Source organism: Pseudoalteromonas sp. SWYJZ98, assembly GCF_015864495.1.
GTDB lineage: Bacteria > Pseudomonadota > Gammaproteobacteria > Enterobacterales > Alteromonadaceae > Pseudoalteromonas > Pseudoalteromonas distincta.
Map to the genome: position 1 here is coordinate 51,197 of NZ_JADYXA010000021.1, position 12,400 is coordinate 63,596.

Annotated in this window: 7 protein-coding genes and 1 pseudogene; 6 read left to right on the plus strand and 2 right to left on the minus strand. The window is 38.1% G+C overall.

The window, feature by feature from the left end:
- Window positions 1-606: 606 nt before the first annotated feature.
- From I6F10_RS12880 to I6F10_RS20285, 6 genes and pseudogenes are all read left to right on the plus strand, one after another.
- The gene (locus I6F10_RS12880) at window positions 607-4,302 is read left to right on the plus strand and encodes a S8 family serine peptidase (protein ID WP_197098938.1); all 3,696 of its coding nucleotides are present in this window, start codon (window positions 607-609) and stop codon (window positions 4,300-4,302) included.
- Between the two features lie 480 nt (window positions 4,303-4,782).
- The gene (locus tag I6F10_RS12885) at window positions 4,783-5,337 is read left to right on the plus strand and encodes an elongation factor P hydroxylase (protein ID WP_165743685.1); all 555 of its coding nucleotides are present in this window, start codon (window positions 4,783-4,785) and stop codon (window positions 5,335-5,337) included.
- Complete coding sequence (locus tag I6F10_RS12890; RefSeq protein WP_197098939.1) at window positions 5,327-6,490, plus strand: ATP-NAD kinase family protein; 1,164 nt, start codon at window positions 5,327-5,329, stop codon at window positions 6,488-6,490. Before I6F10_RS12885 ends, I6F10_RS12890 begins: the two co-directional genes overlap by 11 nt.
- Window positions 6,487-6,762: a YfcL family protein gene (locus I6F10_RS12895; protein ID WP_024596509.1), complete on the plus strand. Its 276-nt coding sequence runs from the start codon at window positions 6,487-6,489 to the stop codon at window positions 6,760-6,762. The genes I6F10_RS12890 and I6F10_RS12895 overlap by 4 nt, the downstream gene beginning before the upstream one ends.
- Before the next feature lie 143 nt (window positions 6,763-6,905).
- A pseudogene (locus I6F10_RS12900) lies at window positions 6,906-8,461 on the plus strand (AbgT family transporter).
- 142 nt (window positions 8,462-8,603) lie between these two features.
- Window positions 8,604-9,581, plus strand: coding sequence for a hypothetical protein (locus I6F10_RS20285; protein WP_231619958.1), 978 nt, complete (start codon window positions 8,604-8,606; stop codon window positions 9,579-9,581).
- A 224-nt stretch (window positions 9,582-9,805) separates the two neighbouring features.
- Here the strand turns inward: I6F10_RS20285 and I6F10_RS12910 are convergent, their stop codons facing one another.
- On the minus strand, window positions 9,806-11,650 hold the full coding sequence (locus I6F10_RS12910; protein WP_024606656.1) for a DEAD/DEAH box helicase: 1,845 nt from the start codon (window positions 11,648-11,650) through the stop codon (window positions 9,806-9,808).
- A 160-nt stretch (window positions 11,651-11,810) separates the two neighbouring features.
- Window positions 11,811-12,074, minus strand: coding sequence for a GrxA family glutaredoxin (locus I6F10_RS12915; RefSeq protein ID WP_011327680.1), 264 nt, complete (start codon window positions 12,072-12,074; stop codon window positions 11,811-11,813).
- Window positions 12,075-12,400 lie beyond the last annotated feature (326 nt).

A 12,400-nucleotide genomic window follows, 5' to 3' on the forward strand; every position in this document is an offset into this window, starting at 1 on the left:
GGAAAATAACGGATCTCATTTCTATTTTTTACAAAACCATAACACAATACTTAATAAGGTGATGTCTACACTCTATTTTGTGCCAGTGCCCTACATGAAATGATAGTAGACGATAACCAAAGAGAACTCGAAGATTATGGTTCTCCTAGAACTATTCCCGACCATTGTTGATGTGTTTTTCAAATCGAATAGACTCAAATACTGAATAAAAATAAGCTAAAACAGCAAATAAAAAATATATTAATATAAATTCAATCTTGAAGGATAGACTATGGTTTTCTCTCTCTCGTAATGTTAATGTTAATTAAGTTAGGTTTTTTATTATCAAAAAACCAGTGCTTAATAATTATACAAAGAATTACTCTTTAAATAAGAAATTGATTAGTATATAGAACTATTAGCTTAACTATATTAAATACTAATCATAGCAACAAGGAAGTTGCACCTCGTCTTTACCATGATCTGTAACTTCCTGCCGCAATCAATCTATTATTTACTCTCGCTATTTTAGCGTGTTTCTATGAGGATTTATCTATCTTTATAGAGACGTAAAATCGTTTTTATTAGCTAAGTAAATATTTATCATGGATTTAAAAAGGAGCAGGAATGCGACAAACTAAATTTGGATTAAATACAGAAGTTAAATATTTTAAAAAATTACTACTTGCGATCACTATAACGTCTTTGGTTGGGTGTGGAAGTGATGATAAAAGTGTCGAACCAACAGCATTACAAAATAAACCTCCAGCGTTAGTAATGGGAGAAGATCAAAGTGTTGATGAAAATACTAAAGTTGTTTTAACTGCTCAGGGAACAGACCCTGAAGGCCGTGAGTTATCATATGAATGGTCTCAAACTGATGGGACAAGTGTTGAGTTGAACACATCAACAACTGCTTCGACCTCATTTATAGCGCCAGATGTCTCTGAGCAAGCAAATTTAGAGTTTCAGTTATCAGTCAAAGACTCTGCAGGTGAAGTGGTCACAGGTAGTGTGATTGTTACAGTTAATCCGGTATTTGCACAGCTAAGTAATACCGCAATTAGCTTTAGTTCTGTGCCAGTACAAAACCAAGAAGTGGCTATTAATTTTATCTCTGATGATGATTTAGGTGAAATTAACTGGCAAGTAGAAATGCAACCAGAGACTTCAGCATTAACGTTAACTAAATCTGAAGATCAATCAGTAACTCTTACTCCAACTGCCGTGGGTGAGTATAAATTAATTGCGCAGTCAAAAGATAATGATAGCGTTAAAAGTACAACATTTAGTATTACTCCAAGTTTTGAATTTGATGTGTTAAAAGTTTCTGGTAATGATGATACTACTGAAGTTAACGAGCTAATAGGGGCGATATCAAATCAATCTTGGGTCTACTCGTCTTCACTTGATAAGGATGCACTTAAAACGCTCGTGGCTAATTATGAGCAGTTAGTTGTAAAAGGTTATGACGAAACACAGGGCTTATTAGTTGAATATGATGAAAGTGATTTAAAGACTAAAGAAGCAATGGAGCTGTTAAAGCTAGAGCAGGGCGTTTCAAGTGTTGATAACCGTGTTTTTGAAGGGCAGAACGTATTACGACAAGAAGATACAATACCAAATGACGGTAGTGACTTCACTGATGGCGGCGATAACTGGCATCTAGAGAAAATATTAGCAACGGCTGCATGGGACTTTACAACAGGTAGCACTGATGTTTTAGTAGCAATTTCTGATGGTGGCTTTGATACAACCCATCCAGAGCTAAAAGGACGCTACTCTGAAGTATTGACGTCCCAAGTTTCTGATCATGGTACAGCTGTAGCAGGTACTATTGGTGCCGCTACCAATAATGGGACAGGCATGTCTGGGATTAACTGGTCTTCTCAATTAATCTTAGGTAATTGGGGTAAAGAAAGCCTTAAAGCTTTATTATCAAAAGCAGGTGTTGTGACGGTAAATAGCTCATGGTCAATCCCTGGTTATATTCCAGTTTCTTTCGACCCATCGAACATTGTTAGCTTAGAAGAGCGAAATACGCTTGCTCTAGTCGCTTCTAGACCCTACCGAAAAATAGCAGAAAGTAATTTAGATAAGTTATTAGTGTGGTCTGCAGGTAATGGCATCGGCAATGGTGCGGGCAACAGCAACAATGTTTACGGTGTGGATGCACGCTTACATAGCTCAGCTCTTCACTTTACTAGTAACGGTACTCTACAAAAGCAGCAGAACGTGATGTTTGTTGCCGTTGTTGATGATGATAACCGTTTACCTTTTTACAGCAACTATGGAAGCTCAGTAGATATAGCAGCACCGACTTCTTATAAAACCTTGAAGTCAGATTCTCAATATTATACAGATGGTCAATATGGAGATGGTACAAGTGCTTTTTCGGGAACATCTTCAGGTGCAGCTATAGTAACAGGGGTGGCTTCACTAATATATTCTATTTACCCAGATTTTACAGGCGAAGAGGTAAAAAATATATTAATTGATAGTGCAACAGAGTTTGTGACTGAGCGTTATATTACTCCATCAAAGAGTGTGGATGAGGGGACTAATATTGCGACGTTAGCTCACCAAATTCCAATTGTTAATGCACAAAAAGCCTTAGAAAAAGCACAGGCAATTATTGATAGCAAAGTGATCATTTCAAGTGCTATACCTGATCCTTTTACGGCTCAAACACAACTATTATTTGACTCTATAGATACTGATTTACAAGTAGAAAATATTGAATGGGAACTGCAGTCTTTTGGTGCCTCAGATAAATGGCAAACGGTTAAGACTAGCTCAACAGCTGAAAGCGAATTATTAGTTGATCTTGATACAAGCGCTTCAAGACATCGCTTGCTTGCAACTATTAACTTGCTTAACCCTACGAGTGGATCAGAAGTTGTTGTGGTTAAGGAGTATGAATTTGAGTACTCAACAGTCATATTAACCGCAAAAGACACTGTATCCCTTGAGCCGCAAGTGGGCGTACAAATTAGCCTTGAATCTGACACAGGACAAAACTTTGAAATGTCTAGCTACACAGATTCGTTAGGTGTTAGTAAGATGTACTTAGAAGCGGGATCATATAAAGCATATGGCACTCAAGAAGGTTACCAAACAGCCGCTATCTCAATCATCGTTAATGATGAAAGTACAATTCAAACAACCTTAAATTTAGCATCTACTGAAGTTGGTGCTGTTGGTTCTTTAAGTGGTTTTGTTGTTGATGGTAACGGTAATCCATTAGAAGGTGCCTCTGTAAGGATTTCTGGTGGTGAGCAAACAAATGGTTTCTTTGCAGCTTCAACTACTGATAGTAATGGTGAATTTGCTATTTCGAATATTTCAAAAAGTGATTCGGATGGTGGTGAAATTGAATCTTTCATAATGGAAGTTTCTGCATTTGGTTATACAACCTCAGTGCGTGAAGAAGTTATCATATTGGCAGGTAAGGAGCGTCTAGAGAACTTCACACTTGTTAGCCAAAATTTAGAAGAGCAAATAATATTTTCTGATGGCTTTGAAGAAGGTGAAAATAGCTGGCAATTTACAGGATTTTGGAACCAGGTTGACCTCGCAAATAATAGCATTACTAATACCTTAGTTGATGGAGGATATACTTCTCTAGCGCCAGATGAGGAAGGCCCAAAAGCGTTATTACCTAAAGCATCGAGCGGTAACAGTGCGTGGTGGTATGGTCAGGAAGATACGGGTACATTCATAGGCACACAAAACAGTAATGATTACCTTCTTAGTGGCGGGCAGTCAGAGCAAGCAAATTCAGGACAGCTTGTATCGCCTGCGATTGACTTGACATCAGTTAGTGCCGCACTTCTTAAATTTAGAACATGGTGGGAAATTGAATCAGTAAATCCTAATGAGAATGGATACGATATCATGGAAGTGCAAATAAGTACTGACAGTGGTGAAACCTTTGAAACACTTAAGAAGCTAAACCCTTTTGTTGATCCAAATGAGGCAGATCGTAAGGCAAAACCATTCTCATCGGGTGGTTATAATCGTAAACCTGTTTGGGTGCTAGAAGAGCTAGACCTAACTGATTATGTAGGTCAATCAGTTGTCATACGTTTTGATTTCCAAACGAATGATGGGCTCTACAATGGCTTTAGAGGCTGGATAATTGATGACTTTGAAATGCTTGGTTTTGCTTCGGATTCTAAGATGCTACAGAGCACCAAAGCATTAACTCCTTCTTTAACTAAAGCAGCTGCATCAGACAAATCGGATGTTAGTGAAAAGTTTGTAGAAGTACATAAAAAACCACAAGTTTATTCACTTAAGGTAACACCAACTCGCGATTAATAAACGCTTAATGACAGGCAGTCTTTATTAAGGCTGCCTATTTTTAGTAGTGCAGCAGCGATACATTAACCACTTATTTTACTTTTCAGCGTAATCGAAGTAATACTTTGTGAAACACTAAAACCTTTGTAATAAAAAGAGCTGATTCCCCATTCTTTTAGTTCATCACTAACTTACCTAACAGCTTTAATAAGTAGCTCCTAAGGAATAGCAAATAAGTTGAGACTGATACTTTTGTTATTAAACATAGAGAGTAACCCTAATAAATCAATGCGCCGTAATAAGCAAATAGGTTTGCTTTATGATCGTGAGGTATTGGTGTTTCCTATCTATGTGTGCAAGCAGTTTATTTATAAGTATTGTTGTTTAAGTGGTAAACACTAGGAGCTTATTTTTACTTTAGTTGTAAAAGCCCGTACAATTCGTCTCGTTTTTACTGCGCAAAATAGCGCTGCAACCGAGAAAAATTAACCTAATTTTATGCATCAAATAGCTGATCTAATTTCAATTTTTGAACGCACTTTTTATCAAAGTCATAATACATGTCTGATAAAAGGCGATTTTGAACCTGTGTATTTACCAGCAACAGAGCACGTGCCATATCACCAAGTTGTATTTGCGCATGGTTTTTACGCGAGTGCACTGCATGAAATTGCGCATTGGCTAGTAGCAGGCGATGCACGTCGTTTATTAGAAGATTACGGCTATTGGTACTGCCCAGACGGGCGCGACAAACAAAAACAAGCTGAGTTTGAAAACGTAGAAGTAAAGCCCCAAGCTATAGAGTGGTTATTAAGCACCGCAGCAGGGTTTAATTTTAATGTGTCGGTGGATAACTTAAACGGCGAGCAAACATGTCGGTTTGATTTTCAGCAGCGAGTATATGCACGGGTATTATCGCTAATCGAAAATGGCTTTAACTCTCGTACAGAATCACTTTTAAAAGCACTCTGTGATTTTTACAATACACCGTGGCCATTAACAGCGCAGCAATTTAATTGGCAACATCCAAAGGAGCTTTGTAATGGCGTTTAAATTAGGCTTAATTGTAAACCCTGTAGCAGGTTTAGGCGGCACAGTTGCCTTAAAAGGCAGTGATGGCGCACACACAGCCGCTAAAGCAATTGAATTAGGTGCAGAGCCAAAAGCAAATAGCCGAACAAAAGCAGCGCTTGAGGTGCTATTACCTTATAAAGAACGCTTAACTATTTACACTGTTAACGATGACATGGGTGAGCAAACAGCAAAAGCTTTGGGCTTTAATGTAGAGGTTGTATATAACACTTCTGCAATAACAACCCCAGATGACACAGAACAAGCCGCAAAAATACTTAAAAACTCTGGTGTTGATTTGGTCTTATTTGCCGGAGGCGACGGTACAGCACGTAACATTTGCCATGCAATAGAGGATACCATTCCCGTACTTGGTATTCCCGCAGGTTGTAAAATCCATTCTGGTGTTTACGCTATTACGCCAAAGGCTGCAGGGCGCGTAGTCGAAATGCTGGTTAAGGGGCAGTTAGTTACCTTAGCCGATGCAGATGTAATGGATATAGATGAAGATGCTTTCAGGCAAGGCACAGTAAAAGCCAAACGCTACGGCGAAATGCAAACACCTAGCGAAGTACGCTATATGCAAGCGGTTAAAAATGGCGGTAAAGAAACCGACGAACTCGTACTTGCCGACATTGCAGCGCATGTTGTATCGCAAATGGATGAAGACACATTTTATATTATGGGTAGCGGCTCAACGGTTGAAGCCATAATGGAAGAAATGGGGCTTGAAAATACGTTACTTGGTGTTGATTTAATAAAAGATCAAACCTTAGTTGCCCAAGATTTAACGGCTAAACAATTACTTGAGCTTACACATGATCAAAGTACTAAGTTAGTCATTACGCTCATTGGCGGGCAAGGGCATATATTTGGCCGTGGTAACCAGCAATTGAGTCCTGTGCTTATACGCGCAATTGGCAAAGAAAATATTATTGTAGTAGCAACTAAAACAAAACTACAAGCGCTTAATGGTCGCCCCCTTATTTGTGATACAGGCGATGGCGAATTAGATGATGAATTAACGGGTTATATTAAAGTAACCACCGGATTTAACGACCATATTATGTATGCAGTAGGGCACCACAACATTGAAAATATAGGTGCTTTGCAAAACCAGGAGATTAATAAATGAGTTTAGTGAACTATATCGATGCAGCCCAGCAGTACTTCGATGATTTAGTAATAAAAGCAACTGACGATGAGTTATTTGCTGGCGGCTATTTACGAGGTCATTTTGATCTTGCAGTTGGTTATGCCGAAGTAGAAAAGCTGACAATCAGTATAGATGAGCTAAACGAAACTGTAGAGCAAAGCTTAGTTAAAGCATATCGCAACGGCGAGCTTAACGAAGAAGACAAGGCATTAGTTGCACGCTTATGGGATGAAGTTAAAGCCCTCGCTTAACCCTAAGTGTTACAAAAAACACGATGTGTTTATCACTATCGTGTTTTTTTGTGCCCAAAACTTTTAAAGTAGATTTTAATGTTAATTTACTGTTTTGTTTTTATGCGATATTGTTACTAAAAATAAATTTAGGAACAATAAGAATGAGTAATAATCAAGACGCTTTACCTTCAGGGGTTGTTGCGCGTTTTTTAAATTTTGTTGAGCGGGTTGGCAATAAGCTTCCAGATCCAGCCGTAATATTTCTGTTTGCAATGTTATTAATTTGGTTTTTGTCGTGGTGGTTTTCAGGCGTAAGCTTTGATGCAATAGACCCACGTACCGGTGAAGCGATTATTATTAATAATATGCTGGCAAGTGATTCGCTCGCTACTTTTTTATCCTCTATGGTAAAAACCTTTACCGGCTTCGCTCCCTTAGGTGTCGTTTTAGTAGCTATGTTAGGTGTAGGTGTTGCAGAGCATTCGGGCTTCATTAATACCGGTCTTAAGTTAATGCTTAAAGTTACTCCTAAAAAGCTATTAACGCCTTCAATCATTTTAGTAGCCATTGTGAGCCATACCGCTACTGACGCAGGTTATGTATTAGTTATTCCACTTGCCGGTGTTATATTTATGCTGCAGGACGCCATCCGCTTGCGGGTATTGCAGCTGCATTTGCTGGTGTGAGTGGTGGTTTTGGGGCTAACTTTATTCCATCAGGGATTGATCCATTGCTACAAAGCTTTACCCAAAGTGCGGCGCAAATAATTAATCCTGCAATGACAATTAACCCGTTAAATAACTGGGCATTTGCTTCAGCATCTAGCTTATTTATTGTGGCATTGGGCTGGTATATCACCGATAAAATTATTGAACCACGTTTACAAAAAACAGCGGTTGATGGTGCTAAAGAGGATTTACCTGTATTTGAAGATGCACGTAGTGATGAAAAACGTGCCTTTTATATAGCCAGTACCGTGATGATTGCTGGACTTGCGTTATTAGCATTTGTCTCTGCTCCAGACGATTCTGCAATGCGCAGTAGTGATGGATCCCTTACTAATTTTAGCTCTCCTTTAATGCAATCAATTGTACCACTAATATTTTTACTTTTTTGGATTCCGGGCACTGTATATGGCTTTACGGTAGGTACCTTTAAAACCTCAAAAGATATGATTGATGCTATGAGTAAAGCGATGAGCGGCATGGCATATTATATCGTCATGGCGTTTTTCTGTTCGCTATTTATTGCTGCATTTAGTAAATCAAATTTAGGTGCACTGCTCGCAATTGAAGGTGCGCAGTTATTAAAGGCGATGGAATTGCCAAGTGCAGTAACGGTTGTAGGCATTATCTTTTTAACTGGCTTTGTTAACTTGTTTGTAGGTTCAAGTTCAGCAAAATGGGCGTTACTTGGCCCCATTTTTGTACCGATGTTAATGCAACTTGGCATTTCGCCTGACTTAACTCAAGCCGCTTATCGTGTAGGTGACTCAAGCTCTAATATTATTACACCGTTAATGCCATACTTCCCATTAGTGGTGGTGTACTGTCAAAAGTATGTGAAAGGCACCGGGATAGGCACTTTAATTGCTATTATGCTACCGTACTCAATCGCCTTTATGATTGGCTGGAGTATCTTTTTATTAGGTTACTGGGCACTTGGTATTCCACTAGGACTTGATGCCAGCTACGTGTATCCGGCAGTAACGCCATAACAAAGAATAATCACTATAACAAAAGTAAAAGCCCCATCATGAACTGGTAGGGCTTTTTAGAACTTTAAATTAAGCATATTTATTTAATTGGATTAAATAATAACTCTCTTAGCTTGAGTGTGCATTGAGGGACTTAAAGTATATGAATAACAATAAAAAAATTAGTAGTGTGTTCACATATTCATATTTTTGGATAGCTATAATTATACCGGTTAGCTTATCTTCTTTACTGATGAGTTTTATTTTTATAAATGATGGTCTATCAATTGAATGGCCAAATAAAGAAACCCTATCTGTTTTCTTAGAATATATGAATGTGCCTTTATGGATTTTAGGTTCAGCATTACCTCTTGCTACTTTGGCAACTGCTAACTTTCGTGCATTACAGTTCCAATCTAATTTGAATTACCAGAAAAGAACAATAGAAAGGCAAGAGTTTGAGCATAAAATAGATCTCTATCATAAAGAGTTAACTCTATTTAGAGAAAATTTCTCTGCAGTTATATTCAATGGTAACTTTAAATGCATTAGACCTGAAGATGCCACATTAATTTTTACACGCTTTTATCCAAAACCAACAAAAAAAGAAGATCCATACTTCGAGATAGATATTAAAAAAATAGAGTATATATATGAATTTATGAAACTATTCGAGGCTAAGGTTTTTGAGTTCGGGAAAATAGCAAACACTAAACGAAATAAACTGAAATTTATAAACTTATTGTTTCCCGACTTTTCGGAAGAGCAAAAAATAGAACAAAAGAATTCTATAAATATATATACCTTAAAAATAGTATATCTTTTAGGAATTATGGAAGCGACTCTTTTACAAGTTTGTCATGTTATAGGCATTCGCCACTTTTCAATTGGAAAAGAGCCTATTACTTTAATTATAAAATTAATTATAGATATTTACGCATTACAAACTAGCTTTCTTGACGATGGAGAATCTGAGTGTAGCTTTTATTTCTCTCAAAAAAGACAAAGTGCCTTAGTCGATATTTTAAATCTATGGATTAAATATAGTTCGATTTCTAATGTTAATAGAGATAAATATACCGCTGACGATTTCCGACATGAGTGTTTTATAACAGAAGTATTGAGAAATCAGCCTAGATAGAAGCTAATAATTACAAACGCATAAAATTTGAATTTCTTTTTAAAGAGTTATTTTTAATAAAAGCTAAATTATATTTTACGGTTAATTTCTTAAGTTTAATATGTAGTTAAAAATTTAACGCGAGTTGCTCAAATCTTTCATCTTGAACCTATTACCTTCAAGCTCCAGACACAAAAAAACCTTGTCACTTTCGTGGCAAGGTTTTTTTATTAAAGAGTCGTTGCTTATTTAGCTGTGAAGCTTACAGGGCGACGTTCTTTACGAGGACCGCTGCGCTTATCACCGCGTGCGCCGTCATCTTTATTAAAGCTGCGTTTCTTATCACCAGCTGGACGCTCAGAGCGTTCGCCACGTGGTTCAGCAGGACCTTGATCAGTTGTAATTGTTAAGCCCATAGGGCGTTTACAAATAAACACTTTTTGGAAGTGATCAAGTACATCTTTAGGCATGTTTTGCGGTAATTGAACCGTGCTGTGATTGTCGTGTAGACGAATATCACCAATAAACTTGCTTGAGATGTCAGCTTCGTTAGCGATAGCGCCAACAATATTTTTAACCTGAACACCATGTTCACGACCTACTTCGATACGGTAAGTATCCATAGGACCTGCATCACGGCTGTTACGTTCGCGAGGTTTACGCTCAGCGCGTTCACCACCACGTTCGCCGCCACGTTCGTTACGACGTCCACGGTCACCACGATCGTTGCGTGAATTGCGGTCGTTACGCTCGTTACGTTCACGAGGTTGAATTTTAACTTCTTCAACTTTAATTGGCGACTGTTGCTGTGCTAAACACAGTAACGCACCCGCTAAGCTTTCAAGAGGAAGGTCAAGTTTTTCAGCCATGTTAGTAGCTACTTCATTGAAGAACGTGATGTCTTTGTTTTCAAGCGCAATAGTTAATTTTGCTTGTAACGCTTCGATACGTTTTTCTTCAACAATTTTTGCTGTAGGTAATTCAACTTGAGCAATTTCAGATTTCGTATGACGAATGATATTTTTAAGTAAATAACGTTCATTATGTTTTACGAATAAGATTGCTTTACCAGTACGACCAGCACGACCTGTACGGCCGATACGGTGAACGTAGGCTTCAGAATCTTGTGGGATATCGTAGTTGATAACTAAGCTTAAACGGTCAACATCTAGACCACGTGCCGCTACATCTGTTGCAATAACAATGTTTAGCATGCCACTTTTTAAGCGATCTACAGTGCGTTCACGTGCTTGCTGGTTCATGTCACCGTTAAGTGGAGCAGCAGAGAAACCTTCGCGCTCTAATAACTCAGCAAGTTGTACTGTATCGTTACGCGTACGTACGAAAACAATAGCACCTTCATATTGCTCAGCTTCTAAGAAGCGAACAATTGCTTTATTTTTATGTACGCTTGCATTCCAAAACACTTGCTCAACAGATGATACTGTAGAGTTACGCGCAGAAATATGAACCTGTTCAGGATTGTTCATATACTTGCTGCTGATGTTTTGAATTTGCTTAGGCATAGTCGCAGAGAAAAGACATGTTTGCTTTTCGCGCGGTGTTTTTTCCATGATGCTTTCTACATCATCGATAAAGCCCATACGTAACATTTCATCGGCTTCATCAAGTACAAGTGCTTGTAGAGCATCAAACTTGATAGTGCCACGGTTAATATGATCGATTAAGCGACCTGGAGTAGCTACGATAACTTGCGCGCCACGACGAAGTGCACTTAGTTGGATACTGTAGCTTTGGCCACCATAAAGTGCCAATACTTCAATACCACGAACATGTTTAGCATATTGTTCAAATGCCTCAGCAACTTGGATCGCAAGCTCACGGGTTGGTGTGAGTACAAGGATCTGTGGCTGTTTCACAGACGGGTCAATATTATTTAATAGTGGTAGTGCAAATGCTGCGGTTTTACCTGTACCCGTTTGAGCTAGTCCCAGTACGTCCTTTCTTTCTAGCAATAACGGTATACATTGAGCTTGGATTTCAGATGGTGTCTTGTAACCCAACTCTTCAACTGCCTTCAAAATTGCAGGAGAAAGATTTAGAGATTCAAACGTGACTGGTTCTGACATTAATACGCCTCAACGAATTTAAAGAGGCGCGCATTATAAAGGATAAATGCGGTAAATGCTTGTAGAAATTACAACTAATTTATAGGTGATTGATGTTGGTCGAAATTTAACCAGCTAAGTAACTAGATTACTTAACTGGTTAACATATTTGATACAGAACTTATTGATAAAGTCCAAGATTCTCTTTGGCGTAGGCCTCAAACTCTGTAAAACCACCAATGTGTTTTTGGTCTACAAAGATTTGCGGCACTGTTGGGCAAGGTTTGCCGGCAGACTTTTCAAGATCTTCTTTACTTATGCCTTCTTTAATAATGTCGATATAGCGAAATTTAAAATCATCACGTTCATTTGATAGTTGCTCTGCTACGTCTTTAGCACGAACACAAAATGGGCAGCCTTCACGACCAAAAATTACAGTTAACATAGTGAACTCCTCAATTAAATTGCTACTAGTGTAACCATTTGAGTTAAATATTAAAGAGCAAACAAGCGATTAAGCTGTTCGCTTTTATTGATATGCCTTAGGGATCAGCGTTTTTAAATAATCGCTACTGTTATTGGGCGCTTAATGTGGTGTTAAAAGTAAAATAAATAATTTTTTGAAAAATCATCTTGAAAACACTTTTGCAGTCCATATATAGATAAGTAGAGGACGCCTGATGGGTCCTTGTTAAACAGAAGTAATTGAAATTTATATTATTAATTAAACTTCATTTGTGTTTGTTCATTAGAAAAGCACAACTGAAATAT

What these genes read in the sequence shown, in the direction of transcription:
- I6F10_RS12880 (WP_197098938.1), top strand. Translation starts at nt 607, where the DNA reads ATGCGACAAACTAAATTTGGATTAAATACAGAAGTTAAATATTTTAAA.
- I6F10_RS12885 (WP_165743685.1), top strand. Translation starts at nt 4,783, where the DNA reads ATGCATCAAATAGCTGATCTAATTTCAATTTTTGAACGCACTTTTTAT.
- I6F10_RS12890 (WP_197098939.1), top strand. Translation starts at nt 5,327, where the DNA reads ATGGCGTTTAAATTAGGCTTAATTGTAAACCCTGTAGCAGGTTTAGGC.
- I6F10_RS12895 (WP_024596509.1), top strand. Translation starts at nt 6,487, where the DNA reads ATGAGTTTAGTGAACTATATCGATGCAGCCCAGCAGTACTTCGATGAT.
- I6F10_RS20285 (WP_231619958.1), top strand. Translation starts at nt 8,604, where the DNA reads ATGAATAACAATAAAAAAATTAGTAGTGTGTTCACATATTCATATTTT.
- I6F10_RS12910 (WP_024606656.1), bottom strand. Translation starts at nt 11,650, where the DNA reads ATGTCAGAACCAGTCACGTTTGAATCTCTAAATCTTTCTCCTGCAATT.
- I6F10_RS12915 (WP_011327680.1), bottom strand. Translation starts at nt 12,074, where the DNA reads ATGTTAACTGTAATTTTTGGTCGTGAAGGCTGCCCATTTTGTGTTCGT.